This window comes from Adhaeribacter swui (assembly GCF_014217805.1).
Lineage (GTDB): Bacteria > Bacteroidota > Bacteroidia > Cytophagales > Hymenobacteraceae > Adhaeribacter > Adhaeribacter swui.
This window is the reverse complement of the sequence record NZ_CP055156.1, coordinates 894,004-916,109: the sequence shown is the minus strand read 5'-3', so window position 1 is coordinate 916,109 and position 22,106 is coordinate 894,004. Positions and strand designations below refer to the sequence as shown.

Below are 22,106 nucleotides of genomic sequence, written 5' to 3'. Positions count from 1 at the left end.
AATAAATTGATTTGTTTTAAGTTAACTAACAGCTTATTTGTAATATAAATCTGTGTTTTAGGATATGTCTGGCCGGTAGCAATTGATACATTATTTAAATATTAAAATTTGTATATAATTGAGAATATGTAAGTTAAAACATGGTAAAAATTATTGTTAAATTAAGATTGGGATTGTATATTATTATCTAAAATTACAGGAACTATCCATTTGCAAACAAGTGTTTCGCATTTTTATAAACTTTGTTTAAAATTGTACTAAACAATTAAGTTAATCTAAGTATTAGAATTTATAAAGGTCTGTATCATGTTTGCAAATACCTTCCAACAAACTAAAGAATTAGCAAAATCTGCCCTGCAATCGCCGGTTTACGTGAGCGGGGATCAATTACAAAATTTATTTCCGGCCGACCCTGCTACCGATGTAAGCCGTTTGTTAGCCTTCGGGTTAATTGGTCACCGACCACTGGAACGCACAACCGAAGATAAACTAAGCTATTTTTGCAACCAAAACGGCATTACTTTCCGGGCTTACCACGAAAACAAACATTTCGTTATTTTTAAGCCCCAGCCGGTAAACGCCTAATTTTATTGGTATAAAACAAAAAGTGGTTCCACGATCTAAGCATTGTGGAACCACTTTTTATTTTGTAATGCCCCAACTCTATTGTTTAGTTTCTATCCCTAAACAGGCTTTGATCATCTAAATACTTCTAGTTAACGTTTCAGACAAAATTACCTCCTAGAAATTCCAAAAGGAACAGCAAGAAAATTTACCACCCCTGCCCCTCCTAAAATAGGCGGGGAGCTTTACTACCTTTAATTATATCCTTAGTCTGTCCTCGTACTTATAGATCTATAAAGCCGTAGCTAAGTGTGACTGACACCAGTTTGGCTGTTGAGGGCCTTCTAAGGTTCCGGTGGGGCGTTAAGCCACATTCCGCAGCGGAGCGAGGAAAGGAAGCTTAGACCGCCCGAGAGAGCCAAACGAGGCCCGCCGGCCATGAGGCAATCTCAGCCCGTTCCAATAAGATGGAACCTGGGCATGGAGACTTGAAAAGGCTCCAAAGAAAAAACTTACTCTAACATCTTAACTTAATTTCCCAAATTTTGCATTAATCTACTTATTCCCTAAATACTAAAAGGCAATTCACCGATACAAAAATCCTATTTACCGATACATGATTGTAGCCGGTACCTGGTTTACGCACATTTGTATAACCAAAAAGTAAACCCATTAATGTAATTGTAATATGGAAAGAAAAAGCTTTTTAAAGAGTTTGCTCCTCGGCACTATTGCTACCCCCGTGGTATTATCAGCCTGCGATAAAGATTCTGATACCGTCACCCCATCTACCGATACCAGCGGCACCGGTACGGGCACCGGCACAGATTCCGGCAGTTGCACGGTAGCCCCTTCCGAAACCGAAGGACCTTTTCCTACTAAAAGCCCGGCTTCTTACGTGCGCAGCGATATTACCGATGGCCGCACCGGTTACAAGCTAACAGCTAAAATTACCATCGGCAACGTGAATAACGGTTGTGCTGGTTTGGCCAACGCCATTGTGGATATCTGGCACTGCGACGCCGAAGGCAATTACTCGGAGTACGGCGGTACCGGCATGCAATCCACGAACCTGCAATCGGTGCATTTTTTACGGGGCCGGCAGGTAACCGATGCCAACGGACTGGTAACCTTTACTACTATTTTCCCGGGCTGGTACAACGGTAGGGCTACCCACATTCACGTGCACATTTATAACGCCAGCGGCACCTCGCTAAAGGTAACCCAAATTGCTTTTCCGGAAGGTAGCAACAGCGCGTTGGTGGCCGTAAACGGCTACAAAAAAGGGCTGAGTGGCTATACCTACAACGCCAAAGACAACGTGTTCAGCGACGATACAGCCGGAGTAGAAATTGCCACCGTAACCGGCAACACCACGGATGGTTTTGAACTAGCCATTAAACTGAACGTAGCCGCTTAAAATTTAAAAAAATTTAAAAAAAAGAAGACGCTGAAGTTTTGCCTTTAGCGTCTTACTAAATTTTTAAGATGCCGAACCGCTTAATTACTTTATGTTACCGGAAAATAGTAGATGCGAATTCCACTAAACCCTGGGAAAAGCTGGTTTTTGAGGATAGTTACACCGAATTTAAAATGCAGGCGCAACTGTATAACCAGGAAAAAAAGTATCGTAGCTTTGCCGAGTTGAAACAACACGTGCCGGGAGCGGATAAATTGCATTTTCTGGTGAGTGCCGCCGTACTGGGTTACCTGCAGCAATTAAATAATATGGTGCCCGATATCCTGAACAACCTGGGGCAACATTTCCTCAAATTTGATCAATTTCAATTTCAAATTATTAACTCCGATATATTGGATAAAAGCAAGCACCAGGTGGCCATTAAATTTTACTCTCAACCACTGATCTGGCACGATACCTTAAATCAATATTTGTTGGTATCCGAATCAGCTAATAGTGGCGAACCAGCGCTTACGCATTTATTGGCCATTCAACCTTATTTAAGTATTTATTCTTTGCAAACCCAAGCCAGCCAAAATCATGAAACAAACCCCGGGTAAAATATACCTCGCCGACCAGCGGGGGCAACTAAGCACGCATCAGTTTCAACGGTATAGTACTTTTAACTTTGGTACTTTTTACCAGGAACATAAAACGCCCTTGGGCGATTTGTGCGTGGTAAACGAAGAATTAGTTGCCCGAGGGCACCACGTAGATTTGCCTGTAGACCATTCGGCGTATGTGCTTATTATTCCCCTCACGGGAGCCGTTCGGGTAGGCACCTTGTTGAATAGCGACGTAATGGTAGAGGCCGGTGAGGTGCTGGTAATTTCGGCCGCAGCTAATAGTACCATCGAGGTGCAAAATTTATTTCCGGCAGATACCATTCAATTTTTACACCTCCAGATCCAAGCCCAGGAGCCGCTTCTTGCCCCCTCCGTGCAACGGATAGCCTTTAACCTGAATGAATTTAATAATCCTTTAGTAAAAATTATTTCTGCGAATAAAGCAGAAGCAACGTATCCGTTCTCGTTGAACTTAGGGCGATTTGCTGGTCGCCAGGAAGTAATTTACCTCTTACCAGATCAAATGTCGCTTTTCTTTGCTTTTGTAATTGCCGGGGCTTTTGAGGTAGAAGGCCGTTTACTCCACGAAAAAGATGGCTTAGCTTTATGGAATACCACCGAAGTAGAACTGGAAGCTCTCAGTAATAATGCCTTGCTTTTAGTTTTAGAACTAGACAGTAGAAAACTCCATTCTTAGTGTAAAAACGGTAATTTTTTTAAAAATTTACCTAAGAAACCTTCTGGTTCCAGTCTTGAATAAAACTGATGTAAGAATCGCTGATGGGTAACTCTTTGCCGGAAGTAAGCTGTGCTTTGCGGCTCTGAATGGCCGTAACTTTGGCCAGGGGTACGATAAAACTCCGATGAATTCTTTTAAATTGTGTGCTGGGTAACTTTTCCAGCACCTTTTTCATGGAAAGCAAAGTAAGAATAGGCTTAGCGTTCGTCACGTGAATTTTGATGTAATCCTCCAGGCTTTCGATGTATTCTATGTCGCGCAGGTTTATCTTTATCAGGCGATACTCTGAACTCACGTACAAGCTTTCTTCGAGGTTCGCTTTGGCCTGGTTCTTATACTCCATAAAGTCCAGGGCTTTGTTTACGGCTTTCAAAAACAAGTCAAATGCAATGGGTTTTAACAAATAATCAATTGCCTCCAGTTGAAAGCCTTCGTAGGCAAAGTTTTTATAAGCGGTAGTAAAAATAACGAGCGGTTTTTTCTCCAGCGAGCGCACCAAATCAATGCCTGTGATATCAGGCATATTAATATCTACGAACAAAATATCGATGGCAGTGGTCCGCAAAAATTCAGATGCCGCTATGGCATCGTCGAAAGTTTGCACCAAAGTTAAAGCTGGTATTTTGGCCACGTAAGCCGAGATAACATCCAGAGCCAAAGGCTCATCATCTACGGCGACACATCTTACAAGCGCGTTTTTCACGGTAAATTTTTAAATTTTTACGATTATAGCTCTTAGTTCCTAAGTGTTAAACCGGTAAGGTAAGTAATAAGGTAAAAAGCTGGTTTTCGGTGGATATGGTCAGTGCGTGGTTGTTGGGATACAGGTGTTGCAGCCGTTCGCGGGTATTAGAAATACCAATGCCGGTCCGTTCTAAAGTTGTTTGGTGCGGGAAAATAGGGTTCTGGCAGTAAAAAGTAATTTTTTGCTCTTCTATCTGCAAGCGAATAATAAGGTGCGATGCCTCCCGGTTGCTGATGCCGTACTTAAAAACATTTTCGATGAAGGGAATAAAGATAAGCGGGGCTATTTTTTTATTTTCGAGGTTGCCGGCAACCGAAAAATCTACTTGTACTTTTTTGCTTAAGCGCAGTTGTTGCAAAGCAATGTAATCCTGCAAACTGGCCACTTCCGCTGATAAAGCTACGTAGTCGGCAGTTACTTCGTCGGTTAAATACCGCATTAAGTTCGATAATTTAAGAATAGCATTGGCGGTGTTTTCGTTTTGGGTTATGGCGAGCGAGTAAATACTATTTAAAATATTAAACAGGAAGTGCGGATTAATTTGCGCTTTCAGAAACGAAAGTTCGGCCTTTGCTTTTTCAGCTTCAGCCAGCAGAGCGCGTTGTTGCGTAGCGCGGAGTCGTCGGGTAACTTCTATGGCCAGGCTAAGCGCCACAATCATGATAAATAAAAAAATACTCACGATATCTACCCGCATCTGGCCTCCACGCGGTGGGCCCATGCGTCGGCCTGGGCCGTTAAACGGCGGAGCGGCCCGACGATCTGGGGGTGGACCGGGTCTTAAGCCATCCGGTTCCCGGTTTGGGTTGCGGTTAAGATCGGCGGTGCGGCTAATTTTGGTAATTAAAGTATCGAAAGGTTTTAAGAAATAGACCCCGGTTAAGAGCAGTAACAGAATGCTACCGTAGGCCACATACTTTTTCCGGAGGAAAAAACGCGGTAACAGAACATACCCGTGCAAGTAAAAAAGCAGGATGTAACAACCATAAAATAACCAGTAAGGTCCGGTTTTAAGAATATCCGTGAATAGCTCCGATTCGGACCGCTGATTTATAAAAAGCACCGGGATGCTAAAAAAGAACAGCCAGCAAATAGCATGGGTAAAAAAGGTAAAGGCCTTAGAGCGAAACATAAACAAAGAAACTAATTTCCGAAGCAACCTTTATTTATTTGCCGGTAATTCCGGTAAATGTATCGACGAACGCCTGATATGTAGTGCTTGGTAAATTTACTGGTAATAACCACTTGTACATCAAGTTATAAAATGTTTCGGCTGCTACTTTAAATCGATTAGGTCTTGCCAGGATGACTAGAGGAGTAGAACTGCCAACAGAATAACAACAAATAAAGCCGCCTTCCGGATGATTTTTAAGATAAAGATTTATCCGGAAGGCGGCTTTATTTGTTGTTATTCCTAGATCATTTCTCTGGGGTAAACTCTTTTACGGCTTCGCTTAAGTCGTAAACGGGTTGATTTTTAATTTTGCGGGTGATAATAGAAGCTCCGGCCGCGGAGCGGTAGCCACCAGCGCAATGAACCATAATGGGCTTATCGGTGGGGATTTCGTTTATCCGTTCGCGCAGTTCCGGCAAAGGGATGGGCAAAGCAGCCGGGAACAGTTTGCCTTCTTTTAGTTCGTTGTGGTTCCGGATATCAATAATGGTATACGCCTCCGGATTATTTTTAAAATTTTCTAAATCGGTTATATCGGATTTTTCAATTTGATTGTCGGGGGCAATCAGGCCGCCTTTAATATTGCGTTCGTACCCAATTTTAGCAGTTTTAGCGATTACCTGCTCCAAGGCTTCTTCCGAATCGGCTACTAAATAAAACTTTTCCTGCGGGCCCACTACGGCTCCCAGCCAGGTTTCAAATTTTAAGGCGTCCTGCAGGTTAATAGCATCGGGTAAATGGCCCTGTTTAAATTGTTTCTCGGGGCGCGTATCAATAATTAAGGTGTTTTTATCTAAAGCGCAATGCGGCGGTAAATAAGGCACCTGCGAAACACTATGCCGGAAAGTAGGCGCTCCGTGTTTATTCAGGTCAACAGCAAACGGGAAATATTTGGGTACAAAAGGTTGGTCGGCGAGCAAATATTTTAAAAAATCTTCTTCCGACATGGGCTGCAAAGCCGGATTGGTCTTTTTTTCGGTTCCAATAGAGCTTTGCTTGGCTTCGCTCATGCCTTTACCGCACAAAGAGCCCGCACCATGGGCAGGGTATACGGTAACGGTATCGGGCAAAGGCATTATTTTTTCGCGGGTAGAGTAATACATTTGCCGGGCCAGCTCTTCGCGTTTAGCGGTAATGCTGCCGGCGGTTTCCCGCAAGTCGGGCCGGCCTACATCACCGATAAACAACGTGTCGCCGGAAAAAAGAGCTACTGGTTGTTCATTTTCGTCTTTTACCAGCACCGAAATACTATCGGGCGAATGCCCCGGTGTGTTGATAGCGTGCAAAGTTACCTCGCCAATCCGGATGCTATCGCCTTCGTCAAAAGCTTGGTACGGGTAAGCAGCGCCGGTGAGTTTGCTGGCGTAAATGGTAGCTTCTTTGGTTTGCGCAATTTCCTGGTGGCTGCTCACAAAATCGGCGTGCGGGTGCGTTTCAATTACGGCCATCAGACAGGCATCGTGCAGGTTGGCATACTCATAATAAGGCTGCGGATTACGGGCCGGATCTATTACGGCCATTTGGCCTTCGCTGCTGATAATGTAGGAGAAATGAGCTAACCCTTTATCCTCAAATTGCTCTATTTTCATATAGTATCCGGTTAAATTACCAGCCGCAAGTTACGAATTAAGAAAATAACTTGCCGAACAAGCTTTTTTGTTCTTCTATTTTAAAGCCGGCTTGTTTTACCTTTTCTATTACTTCGGGGGCGGTAACGGCTTCGCCTTTCACGGTTAAAATTTTTTCGGGGTTAGCGGTATCTACTTCCCAGGTAGTTGGTTGGGGCAAGGTATCCAGAAAAGGTTTGGCGGTGGCTACACAATTACTGCAGTTAATATTGGTTTTAAATTTTAAAGTTTTCATGATTTTTACTGATTCTTAAATTTTACACTACAAAAATAAAGCGTAACAGCCTGCTTGTGTTACAAGGTTTTTACGGAATTGTGTAAAATTTTATCGGATAAACCGGCTAATTGCTTTTAATCACAAAACGCTATTTTAAAAAATTTTAAAAATAGCGTTTTGTGTTGCCGCGTAAGTTGCTGTTTAATGGCTTTTTGCTGGTTTTTATTGATGACTTACCTACAAAATAGCCTGATGGAGACATGTAGGGTCAAAGTTTTAAACAATATATAATAATTATTATATATTGTTTAATTAATGTAAAAAATGCTTCTAAATTTGCATCTCTGAAATACGAAGCAAATTGAAAGCAAACATAAAAAGGCGAGAACCAAAAACCGATATTCTGCGCGCCATAGCTATTACGTGTATCATTTTAGGCCATAGTAAACCCAACAGCATTATATTGGAGATAAGAAACTTTAATGTGGTATTAATGATGCTGTTGCTGGGCAATTCTTTTTACCTCAGCAGCCAGAAAAAGAATTTCTCTTATCTGGACTATGTAAAAAAGCGTTTCCAACGGTTAGTAGTGCCCGCCTGGATGTTTCTTACTTTCTTTTTCTGCTTTTTCTATCTTGTTTCTGTTATCGCGGAAGACAAGTATTATTTCAGCTTTTCTAAGATTATTACTTCTTATAGTTTAACCAGTGGCATTGGCTATGTCTGGATAATTAAAGTATCTTTTCTGGTAGCTATCCTGAGTCCGTTTATTTTAAAATTAAGCAATAAGGTAAAAAGCAATTTCTGGTATTATTTACTGCTTGTGGCCGGTTACGGGGTTTACGCTTTGCTATTGTTTATCCACGACCAGTTACATGGGTTTTACAGTGCTTTAAATAATATTAACCATTATTTAGATGGTGCAGTGCGAACCTTGTTTACCGAGTTTATATTTTACGGCTTAAGTTACAGCTTAATTGCCGCCTTTGGGGTACGGTTGTCCCGTTTAAGTCGTCGCGAAATTGCCGGCGCCTGTCTGCTGTTCCTGGGTATTTTTTTGTTGCTTGGTTACCAGAACAATCACCTGGCTGTTCAGGCATTTAAATATCCGCCGCAGTTGTATTACATCTCGTACGGCGTTTTTGTGAGTTTACTGCTTTACCAACTCTTGGATTATTCAGTTTTTAAAAATTTATTTAATAACCAACTGGTTTTGTTTCTTTCTAAAACTTCGGCCTGGGTTTATTTTTGGCACATTGTTTTTGTATACGTTCTAAGTTTATTCCGGAAATCGTTGCCCGTTGTTATTGCCGAAACAAGCCTGGGCCGGTTTTTATTTATTATGATATCGGCGGTGGTAGTAGCTTTTATTCATCAGCGGCTAAAGGCCGGATTTAAAACTTACGATAATAAAGGAGACATACCAGTTATACCGCCCATATCCCAAACCAGCCACGTTTAAGCCTATTTAAAATAAAAAACCTGCGCCATCCCCGGAAGAGCAGATTTCTGTTAAATCTATCTTGTAATATAGTAACGCAGATACCCGGGATAGCTTTAAGGGTAAATTTTTAAATTTTTACAATTTGCACCATTAGGTTGCCTTGGGCATTTACTACCGCTTTAATAGAAGTAGGGGTAAGGTAAATATTATCGGGGGTAAACGAGCGGATCGTGCCTTTTAATAAGATATTGTCATTTAGGTGTGCCGATTGGTCCAGGGATTTTTGCAATAAAGTACGGGCTTGCTCTAGTTGCGTTTTTACCGGAAAATTTATCTGCTCTTCCAGGTTATGAATAAACCGGCCTTTTGCCAGCCAACTGGCCGTTTTTAGCAATTGATCTTTGGTTTTTAAATCGTAATCTACCTCCCTTATCCGGATACTGCTGGTTTGGGCATCGTAATACGGGATGGCTTTTAAAAATACCTGTCCCACAATTTTCTTGGTAAACAAACCGGTTTTAGCCTGACCATTTACATCCAGCATTACTACTAATTTGTCGCCGCTACCGCTAATTTCGGCATTGTTCACGGTAATTTGCTGCTTGCCGTTTTCAAATTTAAAAGTTTGGCCAGTTACCTGCTCTTTTAACAATTGCGTGGCATGGGCAAAAGGCACTTCGCCAATTAAACCAATCTGCACATTATCCGTCAGGCGGTTATCCGTAATAAGTTTAGGCAATGTGGGGTTTACTTTTACCTGGGGTTTGCCGTTGGTTACTGTTTCGATAAAAGAATTAAAGCCAATGCGCAGATTCAATACGCCATTGGCGGCTTGCAGCGGTGAAATGCGAATATCCTGCGGAGTAACGGTTAGCCAGGCATTATAGGTTTTATCCAGTTGAATCGGTTCCTGTAATTTCAGCCAGGCTTCCTGCACGTATTGCCGGATGTTTAGCCGGTTCTGAATTTCCTGGTCCAGCATCCCAGATAACCGACCCATCTGATCCTGTATAGCGGGTTCTACAAAACGGGCTAATCCAATTTGCAATGGGCCAATGGTTAAAGTAGGTTTAGTAGCACCCCAATCAAAATTACTGGTAGTGGTGGTTTTAACTTTATAATCTTGGGTAAACGAGAGTAAACTTTCGGTTTTTACTACTACATCAAACTCGGTGCTTTCAGTTTTATCAATTTTGGGGCATATTTTACAGGGTTCCCATTTCCAGCGTCCTTTAGCAAAAATATGCAGCGGTACGGTAAAGTAAATCTTGTTTTGCTCGGCTCGGATACCTAGTTTACCGATTTTGCTTACGGTAACCGCCAGATTATCATCATCCAGGTTATCGTCTTTGTATAAGATGCCGGTTAGTTCCTGGTTCAGTTTATTTTCCAGGCTGGCTGCCTGAAAAGAAACGGGTACCGTAATGGTAGAAATTTTCCGTTCAAAAGCTGGCGCAGCAGCTACGGGCTGGTTCGGAGCGGAGGCATTAATAGTGGTAGTTTTCTGGCAACTGGCAAAAAGGAGAATGCCAGCAATAAAAGCAAATAACCGGTTATATAGATTAATGGAAGAAAGCATAAATTTTTAAAAAAACGCCCTAAAATTAAGAATGAACTAAAGTAATGCAGGCGAAATTAAAGCTGTAACGTGTATAAGTGGCGGATAGTTTATTATCAACCAGTTTGTGCCGGGGTAGAAAGAAATAAACCAGGGTAATAGCTCAATAAGGTATGAAGAAAAGATTAATTTTAAACCAACTACCTGCATTTATTGATACTGAAGCTGTTTAGGATCCTAAAATCGAATAATTAAAAGTGCCAATTAGAAGCATGCAGGAGTAGTATTTTGTTGCTAAATCCCGTTTTGGTGATGGAGAAATCCCCAATGACGAAGGTTGCCTCTGGTTTTATAAAGGCTAAACAGGTTCACAGTATAAAGTAATTTTATAAACGAAAACTTAGTTTTGTTATAATTGCGAATATTGCTATAACAGTAATAAGTGTTAATTAGACAATTCCCAGGATACAGTTCGGATGGGAGCTTTACGTAAAGCCAATGCTAGTTCTTCTTCTGATTGAAATTGTAGTTGGGCCAAGTAAGAGGCCTCTACCATTATTGTAAAATGGCTCTGGGTAAATGGCCAGGGAGTTACCTTAATTTGGCCATTTTGTAATTGGCATACATCATAACGTTGCCCATCAGGACCAATGCTAATTTCCAGGACGCGTTCTGCTTCGGGTAGTTCCCGGCGGCACAATATTAAAGATAAGCGATCGCACCATTGCATTAAATTATAAGCTTTTTGCGCTTCTTTTTTGGTTACCTTCAAAGCTTTTCGCCATGCAGCCTGATTTTGCGTTTGTTTGTCCAGGAAAGCATCGGTATTGGAGTTTTGCCCGCGTAATCCATTATATAAAAAAGACAGGTGCATGGAGGTAAGTAAAGAGCGCCATTGCCCCTGAAACCGGGCTTCTTCCATTACCTGTTGCGCTTGTTCCAGCGAAAAAGGCAACATAGTAAAATTAGCCGGCGCTCCAGCCGCGGTTAAACCTATCTTACCTGCCCAGTAGCGTTGGCCGTCGTCGTGCTGGGCAATTGCAGCTAACGTGTCTACCCACCGCGTGGGCCGATCTAATTTGCGCCAGTTAAAAGCAATTTCGGCCGCTAATAAAGCGTGGGCCTGCTGGTAAATAATTTCCCAACCTTCTTTAACCAGGTTTACAATCATAGTAAAATAAGTAAATACGGGTTATTTACCTGATTAATGCCCCGAAAGTTTTAACTGCTTTATAAAATAGTTAATGTTAAGCAGTAATTGCAAAATTTTGCCTTAGCGCCACGATAAAGTTTAAAATAAGCAAATATAGATCAATATAAATTCATACTTAAATTTATGTATCAACATTTATATAATTTATTATTTATCAATTGTTTATGATTTTTTTTTAAAATTTTGAGTAAAAAGTAAGCTGGATAAAAGCGTTTTTTTACTAAAGTAATTACGTGTTAAAGCTTGCTTAAAGGTTAAAGCAAGTAGGATGTACGCATACTAGTTAGTATACTTATTGAAAATGATATAAGTTATTTTGACACTTATTAAAATTATTAAAATGATTAAATGATGGTATTGAAATTATGCTATTTTTTTAGGGCTGTATTGTATCTGTTCCAAAATTGGAGTACGTTTATTCCGGCTATTCCCGCTTGTTTCGGGTTAGTAAATTATTGCCTAATGCATAGCATTTATTTGTTTTTACCTACACTTTAACTATTTAAATTATGCAACAACTATTACTAAGGAACCTGAAGTATTTTATTCTGCTTCAAATTTTGTTACTCTCTTTTTCGGACTCCTGGGCACAAGGGTTCACTGTAAAGGGGAGAATAACTGGCGACGATGGGGAAGGATTACCTGGCGTAACTGTGTTATTAAAAGGAACTTCTACGGGGGCCACTACCGATCCGGAGGGTAATTATTCTTTGGGTTTACCAAGTGGGGCTGGTACTTTAGTTATATCTTTTATTGGTTTTCAAACTCAAGAAGTAGCGGTAAATAATCGTGCTTCCATTAATATTTCTTTAAAACCTGATACTAAAGCTTTAGACGAAGTAGTAGTAGTAGGATACGGTACTCAAAAGAAAGAAACGGTTACGGGGTCTGTGGCCACAGTTAAAGGTGCTGAACTGGTAAAATCACCAGCGCTTAACGTTTCCAATTCTATTGCTGGCCGGATGCCGGGTGTAATTGCGGTAAACAGAAGTGGTGAGCCTGGTTATGATGGGTCCGCTATCCGGATTCGGGGTTCAAATACCTTAGGTAATAACGATGCTCTGGTTGTTATTGATGGTGTACCCGCACGTCAAGGCGGTATCGAGCGCTTAAACCCAGCTGATATCGAAAATATATCGGTATTAAAAGATGCTTCGGCCGCTATTTATGGTGCCCGGGCCGCGAATGGGGTAATTTTGGTTACCACAAAACGTGGTAAAACCGGTAAACCAGAGCTTTCTTATTCTTTTAACCAAGGCTGGTCGCAGCCTGCTATTATTCCTAAGCTAACTGATGCTGCCCAATTTGCTGAATTAAGAAATGAACTGGAAATTTTTAACTTACCCGTTGGGGAATGGCAAGCCGCTTCGGAAGCATTCCGGCAAAATGGCAGCTATACCCGGGCTAATGGTTCTACCATTAATGCCCCATTCAAACCAGACGATTTTCAGAAATTCCGGGATGGTTCTGACCCCTGGGGGCATCCCAATACAGATTGGTACAAAGCCACTTTAAAGTCGTGGTCACCACAATCGCGGCATAATATGCAACTAAACGGTGGTACCGATAATCTGAAATATCTGGCTTCAATAGGATACCAGAACCAGGATGCTTTCTATAGAAACTCGGCTACCGGTTACAAGCAATATGATATGCGGGTAAACCTGGATGCGAAGGTTAACAAATATATATCGGCACAAGTGGGCGTATTAGGCCGTCAGGAAAACCGGGAGTTCCCGACTAAACCAGCAAGTACTATTTTCCGGATGCAAATGCGGGGCAACCCAACCCAACCGGCATACTGGCCTAATGGCTTACCTGGCCCAGATATTGAAAACGGAGAAAACCCGGTAACCATTACTACTAACCAAACTGGTTACGACCGCGATACCCGTTATTATTTCCAGAGCAACGGACAAATTGAAATTACCAATCCCTGGATTGCCGGTCTAAAATTAACGGCCAATGCGGCTATTGATAAATACATCCAGCGTACAAAAAGATGGGAAACACCATGGACTTTGTATACCCGGGGCAGCGGTTTTGAAGCTGACGGTGTAACGCCTAAGCTGGTAGCAGGTAAACGGGGGCCAGCCGAACCAAGATTGCGGTTAGGTAATGAAGACCAGTTAAATATTTTATTGGGTACTTTGTTATCCTACGATCGTACCATCGGGAATCATACCTTTACTTTACTGGCTGGTGCTAACCGCGAAACCATCAACAATGATAATTTCTATGCTTTCCGCCGGTTCTTTATTTCGCCCGCTATAGATCAATTATTTGCCGGTGGTGCTCCGGAGCAGGATAACGGCGGTAGTGCCTGGGAAAGAGCCCGGATGAATTATTTTGGCCGGGTTGCCTATAATTATAAAGAAAAATACTTAGCAGAGTTCTTGTGGCGTTACGACGGTTCTTACATGTTCCCCGAAAATACGCGTTATGGATTCTTCCCTGGGGTAATGTTAGGCTGGCAGATTTCTGAAGAAGATTTCTGGAAAAATAACATACAGGCAGTTAATTATTTAAAATTACGTGGTTCATGGGGCCAAATGGGTAACGACCAGATTTATTATAATGGTACTTTACAAGAGTATCAGTATTTGGGTACTTACGGCTTTGGTGAATACATTATTAATAACCAGCGGCAAAAAACCTTAATCGAAAGCCGCGTACCAAACAACACAGTAACCTGGGAGGTAGCTAACAACTCTAATATTGGTTTAGAAGGTCAGTTACTTAATGGAAAAATATTCTTCGAAATTGATGCATTCCTAAATAAGCGTACTAATATTTTGTGGCAAAGAAATGCTTCTATCCCACAAACTACGGGTATGACTTTACCTGCCGAAAACATTGGAAAAGTAAATAACAAAGGCTGGGATCTAAGAATTGGTTATAATGGCCAAGTTGGTGAGTTCCGTTACAATGTTGCGGTAAACGGGGGCTATGCTAAAAACGAAATTAAATTCTGGGATGAAGCACCAGGTGCACCAGATTGGCAAAGATCTACCGGAGCGCCCATGAATACCAACCTGTACTACCAATATGATGGCGTGTTTAAAGACCAGGCTGATATTGATGCAACTACGGCTGTTTTGGATTACTCCGCTATTACAGGTACGCTTCGCCCCGGCGACATGAAATACAAAGACTATAATAACGACAAAGTAATAAATCCGGATGATCGGGTACGGATTGATAAAAACAATACTCCTCGGTTCCAGGGTGGTTTAAATATTGGAGCTAATTTTAAAAATTTCGATTTAACTATCTTATTCCAGGGGGCAGCTGGTGCTCTGTTGCCTATTAGCACCGGCGAAATGGGAAGTATAGGTAATTACCTGCAGGATATTTACGAAAATCGTTGGACAGTAGCCAATCCAAGCAGCGAGCATCCACGCATTGCTGACCGGGGTAACCAATACTACTCCAGCGGTAATACCTACTGGTTGCGGAATAACGATTATCTCCGTTTGAAAAACCTGGAATTGGGCTATACTTTACCTACAAGCTTCGGCAACAAAATTGGAATTGGTAGCTTACGGGTATATGTAAATGGCTTAAACCTGTTAACCTTTACTAAGTTAGAAGGCTTTGATCCGGAATCAGACAACTCACTTGGTCAGTATTATCCACAATCCAGAATTCTTAATACTGGGGTTTCAGTTAGTTTCTAATAATTGTTTAAAAGAAAAATGAATAATAAAATAAAAAATATTTCTCTAAGCCTTATTACTGCTGTATTTCTAGTAACTGGCTGTGATGACGACTTTGTGAATACTAAACCTTTAGGGGAAGTGCAAGCCTCAGAAACCTGGAAAGATCCGGCACTTGCTGAAGCCTTTATTACCGAAATTTATAATGGTTTAGGGCAGGGTGGTTTTGATGAACAAATGATGGCTTCTTTAACCGATGAAGCTATTTTTACCCACCCCGGTCGTGGTATTAACACGATTACAGAATCCCGCTCCAACCCAGCTGATATTGGCTGGATGAATGGAACCCGTGATTGGGATGATTTATACCGGCGAATCCGGGCTTGTAATTTAGCCTTGGAAAATTTGGCAACCCCTCAGTTTGATAACCCGTCTTTGGCTGACCGTTTAAGGGGAGAAACAAAATTTATGCGGGCGTATTATTACCATCAGTTAGTTCGGTACTATGGTGGTGTGCCTATTGTAGCGGAAGCATATGAGTTAGGCCAGCCAGATTATACCATTGCCCGGAACACGTTTGAAGAGTGTGTTAATTTTATAGTAAAAGATGCCGAAGAAGCAGCTCAGCTTTTACAAGGTAAAAACATGGTAAAAGGCCGGGCTACCCAAGCAGCGGCATTGGCGCTGAAGTCCCGCATATTAACTTATGCCGCTAGTGATTTGTATGACGCTTCAACGGCTAAATCTAAATCCAGTGTAATTTCTGCCTTCCAGAATGCGGCATTATTGGGTTATGTAAGCGGTGACCGGATGGAGCGTTGGCAAAAAGCCCGGGATGCTGCCAAAGCAGTATTGGATTTACCAGGTTATGGTTATGAGCTAAACTTAACCGCTCCGGTATCTCCCGCTCAGGGAACCGAAAACTATAAAATTATTGCCATGGGTGGTGGTAGCGCCACCGTGCCTAAAGGTGGTGAAAGAGAAATATTGTTTGGTCGGTATTATATCAATGCCCGCGATGAAGCCGGAGGCTGGGTAGGTCGGAATAACGGACCGAATGGTTACCATAACTGGGCGGGTAATACTCCTACCCAAAACCTGGTAGACGATTATGAAATGATGGATGGAACGCCATTTAACTGGTCTGATCCAGCTAAAGCGAGTGCTCCTTATCAAAACCGCGATCCGCGTTTTTATGCTACCATTTTGTACGATGGAGCTAATTGGAAACCACGTACCCCGGATGTACAAGCTAAAGACCCGAACAATCAAATTCAGACTGGCCAGTATCAGATTGGCAGTGCCAGTAATCCGGTGTCTTATTTTGGCCTCGATACCCGCAATAGTTCGGTAGAAGATTGGAACGGAACCCGGACTGGCTATTACATGCAAAAATTTGTTGATCCAAACCCGGCTATTCAGGATCAAAACACCCGTCAGGAAATTCCATGGCCTTTCTTCCGGTATACAGAGGCCTTATTAAATTATGTGGAAGCTTGCATTGAATTGGGTCAGGAAGACGAGGCAAGAACCTGGTTAAACAAAGTTCGTTTTCGGGCTGGTATGCCGGCTGTAACGGAATCAGGCGATGCCTTAAGACAACGGTATCGTAATGAGCGTGAAATAGAACTGGTTTACGAAGAGCATCGCTTCTCAGATGCCCGCCGCTGGATGATTGCTCCAGAAACATTGGGTCAAAAAGTAGGTATTATTAGTATAACCGGTACCTTAAAACCTGGCAAATCCGTTGATGTATACAAGTATGATCCGGAGACTTACAACTATACTTACCGTCCGTTAACTATTGATCCCGGTATCGAAAACCGGCAATGGCAGGATAAAATGTATTTCTTCCCTATTCATCGCGATGAAATGAACCGGAATGATAAATTAGTTCAGAACCCAGGTTATTAAGAATTTGTTTTTTTTGTAAATTTAAAATCTATGCTGGTCCCAACCGGCATAGATTTTTTTCTTTATATCCCAGCTATTTTAATTTTAAAAAATTGTTGCCATCTAAGTTTGCTTTTTTTGTTATACTACTAACTATGCTGGTATTTGCTTGCCAGCCAGATTCTTCCAAAAAAGCTACAAGCAGGGTGCCCGACCCGGTAACTGCTCCATTATTTACCCTTTTACCGCCCGAAAAAACCGGGGTAACTTTTGCCAATACCCTCACCGAAGGCTTAAACACCAACGTGCTGATGTATGAATATTTTTACAACGGGGGCGGCGTGGCTGTAGGGATATTAACAACGATGGTTTGCAGGATCTGTATTTTACCAGTAACATGGGCTCCAACCGGCTCTACTTAAATAAAGGTAATATGCAGTTCTCGGATATTACTTTACCGGCAGGTGTTACGGGCCGTGAAGGCCCTTGGAAAACCGGCGTTACCATGGTAGACATTAATGGTGATAACCTGTTAGATATTTTTGTTTGCTATTCGGGTAACGTACGTCCAGAAAAGCGTGTAAACCAATTTTTTATCAATCAAGGGCCAGATGCCAATGGTGTTCCACGGTTTACTGATCAGGCTGCGCAATTAGGACTTACAAACCCAGCTTACACTACCAATGCTTCTTTTTTTGATTACGACCGTGATGGCGACTTGGATATGTTTCTGCTGAACCATAATCCCAAACCTTCGCCAGTGCTGGATGAAGTGTTAACTGCCGCCACTTTAAAAGAAGTAAATACCGAAATTGGAGTCCGGCTTTTGCGGAATGATGCAGGCCAATTTATAGATATAACCGAAAATGCCGGCATACAAAGTTCGGCTCTGACGTATGGCTTAGGCGCCGGTATTTCTGATTTAAACAACGACGGTTGGTTAGATATTTATATATCCAACGATTACACCATACCCGATTTTCTTTATATCAACAACCAGAACGGTACCTTCCGGAACCAATTACAGGAAAGTGTCGGCCACACTTCACAATCATCTATGGGTAACGAGATAGCCGACATTAATAACGATGCATTCCCCGATATATTTAGCCTAGATATGTTACCGGAAGATAACCAGCGGCAAAAACTTTTGTTTGCTCCGGATAACTACGAAAAGTTTGACCTGAATTTGCGCTCTGGTTTTTATTACCAGTATATGCGGAATATGCTGCAGGTAAACAATGGCGATGGTACCTTTAGTGAAATTGGCCAGTTGGCTGGTGTCTCTAATACGGATTGGAGCTGGGCGCCATTACTGGCCGATTACGATAACGATGGCTGGAAAGACTTATATATTACCAATGGCATTTTGCGGGATTTTACAAACATGGATTTTGTAAAGTTTACGGATAGCTATGCCCAACAAAAAGGTGGTTCTTTAAAACGCAATGACTTACTGGACTTGGTACATCAAATGCCAGCCTCCAATGTAACAAACTATGCGTACAAAAATAATGGAAATTTAAGCTTTAAAGATACAAGTGCCTCTTGGGGCTTAAAGCAGGCCTCAAGCAGCAACGGTGCCGCCTACGCCGACCTGGATAACGACGGAGACTTGGACCTGATAGTTAATAACATAAACCAACCAGCTTTTATTTATCAAAATCAGGCCGACCAGCAATTTAAAAACCAATATTTGCAGATTAAACTACAAGGTGCCAGTAAAAATACCCTGGGCTTGGGTACCAAAATAACTCTTTATAGCAAAGGGAAACAGCAATACCTGGAGCAAATGCCTACCCGCGGATATCAATCGAGCGTTTCGCCGGTATTGCACTTCGGTTTAGGTTCCGCCACCGTGATAGATTCTTTACAAATACGTTGGCTTAGTGGGAAGCAACAAGTGTTGCGGCAGGTACAAGCCAATCAATTGCTTACTTTAAAAGAGCAGGATGCTAAAATTTTAAAAAATCCCATTATTAAGAAATCAGTGCCTGTTTTTTCGGAAGTAAAAGCGCCGGTAGCTTTTGCCCACCAAAAACAAAATACCAACGATTTTAAACGCCAACCTTTGTTGGTAAGCCCCTTGTCGTTTGCCGGACCTTGCCTGGTAAAAGCCGATGTAAACCAAGATGGCCTGGAAGATGTGTACGCCGGTGGTAGCGGAGGGCAGGCTGGAGTATTATACCTGCAGCAAAAAGGCGGTAAATTTATTTCCAAAACCAACCCGGCTTTTGCCGCCGACAAAGCCCACGAAGACGTAGACGCCTTGTTTTTTGATGCCAACGGCGATTCGAAGCTGGATTTATACGTGTGCAGCGGTGGCTACGGTAATTTTATGCCCGATGATCCTTTACTGCAGGACCGGATTTATTTAGGCGATGGAAAAGGAAATTTTTTAAAAAATGCCGAAGCTTTGCCCGCCATGCTAACCAGTACCAGTTGCGTGCGCGCTACTGATATAAACCGCGATGGCTACGTAGACTTGTTTGTGGGTGGCCGGGTTATTCCGGGCCGCTACCCCGAAGCACCGCGCAGCTACGTGTTGCTAAACAATGGTAAAGGCAAATTCACCGACCAAACCGCCGCGGTTGCACCAGCGCTACAAAAAATTGGGATGGTAACCGATGCCGCTTGGCAAGATTTAAATAATGATAAAACCCCCGAACTCATACTAGTAGGCGAGTGGATGCCGGTAACAGTGTTTAGTATGAACAAGGGTAAATTGCAGGAATCGACTAAAACGTATTTTAATAAAGCTTACCGGGGCTGGTGGAATAAAATTTACATCAGCGATTTTAACCGCGACAATAAACCCGACTTAGTACTGGGCAACGCCGGTTTAAATTCTCAGTGTAAAGTTTCGGATAAGCAACCCGCCGATCTGTTTTACAAAGATTTCGACGATAATGGCTCCGTAGACCCGATTTTGTGTTTTTACATGCAGGGCAAAAGTTACCCTTACGTGAGCCGCGACGAATTACTGGAACAAATGAGCATCATGCGTACTCGTTTTCCGGATTATAAAAGCTATGCCAACACTACCTTAAAAGATATTTTTAAACCCGAAGAACTGGAGGGCGCCCAAAAACTTTCCGCTAATTACCTAAATACAGCTTATTTTCAAATGGGTAATGCGGGCAAATTCGTAGAAAAGTCCCTTCCGGTACAGGCGCAGTTTTCGCCGGTTCATGCCATTGCCGCCTTAGATTATAACCAGGATGGTCATTTAGATTTGCTTTTGGGGGGCAACAGCAACCAGGCTCGTTTACGTTTTGGTAAATCCGACGCCAACTACGGTACCCTGCTGCAAGGAAACAGCCAGGGCACTTTTACCTACGTGCCGCAACTGCAATCAGGCTTGCAAGTAAAAGGCGATGTGCGGTGCATTCTACCTGTGAATCAGTTTATTTTATTTGGCCGGAATCAGCAACCAGTAGTAGCCTATAAAAAGACACGGACGAAATAAAGACACGGACGAAATAAAATGTAATGGATTGCATTTAAATACAACATTAATTAAAGTAAAGGCCGGAACACATCTCCGGCCTTTACTTTTGGTTTATCTTAATTTTTACTTCGGTACGGATTATAGCTTAAGGAAATTTTTTAATTTTTGGCTGCTGGTAAACAATTCCGAAATCAGCTATGTATCGCATAATAAACTTGAAATTTTAAAAATTTACCAGTAATACTGCTGCTGTTCGCCGAAAATAATTTACTCCCATCCTTTCTTCTGCTCATTAATTCTGGCGATTCAAAGAAAATTTTTGCTGGTATAATTCGTTCTTAAACAGCTAATAAGCTAGTAAAAGCAATACTTCTGATCCGGTGTGATTTTTGCAATGCAACCATTGCGGCCGATAAGAGGTCTTATAAAAAAGTTCTTTAGTAATTAGATGAAGAAGTTTATGCGTTGGCTTTTAAATATGGTTTTTGTTATATTATTACTGATTACAGCGGCTTTTACGGCTCGGTACATTAAAGCCGAAACATTTCCGGCGAGTAAGCAAGTTTCGTGGCGATCCGCCACTCCCGATATTAGTACCAGATAATTTACATAAAACAAAAAGCGGGCTTAAAGGCCCGCTTTTTGTTTTTTAAGGTTTTCCAACATGTCCTGCGTCATGCGGGCTAAATCGTAACTGGGGCGCCAATTCCAATCTTGTTGCGCCGCTGAGTCATCAATCGATTCGGGCCAGGAAGCCGCAATTTGCTGCCGGTAATCCGGTTTGTACGTAATTTTAAAATCCGGAATGTGTTTTTGAATAGAAGCTGCTATTTCGGCGGGCGAAAAGCTCATGGCGGTTAAGTTATACGACGAACGGACCTTAATATTCTCCGTAGGAGCGTGCATTACCTCCAGCGTAGCTTTTAAAGCATCGGGCATGTACATCATGGGCAAATACGTGTTTTCGGCCAAATAACATTCAAAAGGCGCATCTTCTAAAGCTTTGTGGTAAATATCCACGGCGTAATCGGTGGTACCGCCGCCCGGCAGCGCTTTGTAACCGATCAAGCCGGGATAGCGCAAACTGCGGATGTCTAGATTATAGCGGGTAGCGTAGTATTCGCAGAAGCGTTCGCCGGTTAGTTTACTAATGCCGTACACGGTGTTTGGGTCCATGATGGTGTGCTGGGGCGTGTGCTGCCGCGGGGTACCGGGCCCGAAAACCGCGATAGAACTAGGCCAGTATACTCTCTGGATGCCTTTCTCCAGTGTTAAATCCAGAATATTTTCCAAACCTTTCATGTTTACTTTCCAGGTAAACTTGGGGCGTTTTTCGCCGGTAGCCGATAACACCGCCGCTAAATGGTAGATTTGCGTAAACTCGTGTTTATAAGCTAAATCGGCTAAATGATGGCGGTCGAGCACATCCAGAATTTCAAAAGGCCCCGATTCGGCCAACTCTTTTTGTTTGGGTACGGCAATGTCGGCTGCAATGACCTGAGCCTCGCCGTAAATCTTTCGTAATTCTAAAGTAAGTTCGGAACCTAACTGGCCGCAGGCGCCAGTAACCAGAATTTTATCTTTCGTGGGAGTCATGGTTTATTTGGAATCAGGGGGCTTTGGTGCAGCAAAACTGATCGCTAAAGCCGGGGTCAAAGTTAGGCGGGATTTAATATCTTTGCAAAAAGTAAAACCACAGGTATGATTTTGCCGGTGTGCTCAGTTTCGTGGGTAAAGGCTGGCATGAAGCTGATTTTTTAAAATTTTTACTTTTTTGAACTTCTATTTCTGTAGCA

General features: G+C 42.3%; 16 protein-coding genes. 9 read left to right on the top strand and 7 right to left on the bottom strand.

Features of this window, described 5'->3' with window-relative positions; translation table 11 throughout:
* The first annotated feature begins 306 nt into the window (after window positions 1–306).
* The 4 genes from HUW51_RS04980 (at window position 307) to HUW51_RS04965 (ending at window position 3,286) form a co-directional block, all read left to right on the top strand.
* Window positions 307–585, top strand: a complete 279-nt coding sequence (locus HUW51_RS04980) for a hypothetical protein (protein ID WP_185272893.1) — start codon at window positions 307–309, stop codon at window positions 583–585.
* Window positions 586–1,252: 667 nt separating this feature from the next.
* Window positions 1,253–1,984 carry a dioxygenase family protein gene (locus tag HUW51_RS04975; RefSeq protein WP_185272892.1) on the top strand — a complete coding sequence of 244 codons (732 nt, stop codon included), beginning with the start codon at window positions 1,253–1,255 and terminating at the stop codon, window positions 1,982–1,984.
* Window positions 1,985–2,052: 68 nt separating this feature from the next.
* Window positions 2,053–2,583, top strand: a complete 531-nt coding sequence (locus tag HUW51_RS04970; protein WP_185272891.1) for a hypothetical protein — start codon at window positions 2,053–2,055, stop codon at window positions 2,581–2,583.
* Entirely contained in the window at window positions 2,564–3,286 is a 723-nt protein-coding gene (locus HUW51_RS04965; protein ID WP_185272890.1) for a pirin family protein, read from the top strand. Before HUW51_RS04970 ends, HUW51_RS04965 begins: the two co-directional genes overlap by 20 nt.
* A 31-nt stretch (window positions 3,287–3,317) precedes the next feature.
* On the opposite strand, the gene HUW51_RS04960 is transcribed toward HUW51_RS04965, so the two are convergent.
* The 4 genes from HUW51_RS04960 to HUW51_RS04945 form a co-directional block, all read right to left on the bottom strand.
* The gene (locus HUW51_RS04960) at window positions 3,318–4,031 is read right to left on the bottom strand and encodes a LytR/AlgR family response regulator transcription factor (protein WP_185272889.1); all 714 of its coding nucleotides are present in this window, start codon (window positions 4,029–4,031) and stop codon (window positions 3,318–3,320) included.
* A 46-nt stretch (window positions 4,032–4,077) separates the two neighbouring features.
* Window positions 4,078–5,205 (bottom strand): sensor histidine kinase, encoded by a 1,128-nt coding sequence (locus HUW51_RS04955; RefSeq protein ID WP_185272888.1) that lies wholly within the window; start codon window positions 5,203–5,205, stop codon window positions 4,078–4,080.
* A 287-nt stretch (window positions 5,206–5,492) separates the two neighbouring features.
* Entirely contained in the window at window positions 5,493–6,836 is a 1,344-nt protein-coding gene (locus HUW51_RS04950) for a rhodanese-like domain-containing protein (RefSeq protein ID WP_185272887.1), read from the bottom strand.
* 37 nt (window positions 6,837–6,873) lie between these two features.
* Window positions 6,874–7,110 (bottom strand): heavy-metal-associated domain-containing protein, encoded by a 237-nt coding sequence (locus HUW51_RS04945; protein WP_185272886.1) that lies wholly within the window; start codon window positions 7,108–7,110, stop codon window positions 6,874–6,876.
* A 343-nt stretch (window positions 7,111–7,453) separates the two neighbouring features.
* Here HUW51_RS04945 and HUW51_RS04940 point away from each other — a divergent pair, with 343 nt between their 5' ends.
* Window positions 7,454–8,554 carry an acyltransferase family protein gene (locus HUW51_RS04940; RefSeq protein ID WP_185272885.1) on the top strand — a complete coding sequence of 367 codons (1,101 nt, stop codon included), beginning with the start codon at window positions 7,454–7,456 and terminating at the stop codon, window positions 8,552–8,554.
* Window positions 8,555–8,663: 109 nt separating this feature from the next.
* Here HUW51_RS04940 and HUW51_RS04935 read toward each other — a convergent pair whose 3' ends face one another.
* Both HUW51_RS04935 and HUW51_RS04930 read right to left on the bottom strand, forming a co-directional pair.
* Window positions 8,664–10,115, bottom strand: coding sequence for a DUF4403 family protein (locus HUW51_RS04935; protein ID WP_185272884.1), 1,452 nt, complete (start codon window positions 10,113–10,115; stop codon window positions 8,664–8,666).
* Between the two features lie 424 nt (window positions 10,116–10,539).
* Entirely contained in the window at window positions 10,540–11,265 is a 726-nt protein-coding gene (locus HUW51_RS04930) for a DUF3891 family protein (protein WP_185272883.1), read from the bottom strand.
* Between the two features lie 551 nt (window positions 11,266–11,816).
* Here HUW51_RS04930 and HUW51_RS04925 point away from each other — a divergent pair.
* The 4 genes from HUW51_RS04925 (at window position 11,817) to HUW51_RS04915 (ending at window position 20,328) form a co-directional block, all read left to right on the top strand.
* Window positions 11,817–14,987: a SusC/RagA family TonB-linked outer membrane protein gene (locus HUW51_RS04925; RefSeq protein WP_185272882.1), complete on the top strand. Its 3,171-nt coding sequence runs from the start codon at window positions 11,817–11,819 to the stop codon at window positions 14,985–14,987.
* An 18-nt stretch (window positions 14,988–15,005) separates the two neighbouring features.
* Window positions 15,006–16,880, top strand: a complete 1,875-nt coding sequence (locus HUW51_RS04920) for a RagB/SusD family nutrient uptake outer membrane protein (protein WP_185272881.1) — start codon at window positions 15,006–15,008, stop codon at window positions 16,878–16,880.
* Between the two features lie 134 nt (window positions 16,881–17,014).
* Entirely contained in the window at window positions 17,015–17,281 is a 267-nt protein-coding gene (locus HUW51_RS24830) for a hypothetical protein (protein ID WP_317175616.1), read from the top strand.
* Window positions 17,257–20,328 (top strand): VCBS repeat-containing protein, encoded by a 3,072-nt coding sequence (locus HUW51_RS04915; protein ID WP_317175627.1) that lies wholly within the window; start codon window positions 17,257–17,259, stop codon window positions 20,326–20,328. The genes HUW51_RS24830 and HUW51_RS04915 overlap by 25 nt, the downstream gene beginning before the upstream one ends.
* Window positions 20,329–20,937: 609 nt before the next feature.
* Here HUW51_RS04915 and HUW51_RS04910 read toward each other — a convergent pair.
* Window positions 20,938–21,906: an NAD-dependent epimerase/dehydratase family protein gene (locus HUW51_RS04910; RefSeq protein WP_185272880.1), complete on the bottom strand. Its 969-nt coding sequence runs from the start codon at window positions 21,904–21,906 to the stop codon at window positions 20,938–20,940.
* Between the last annotated feature and the right edge of the window lie 200 nt (window positions 21,907–22,106).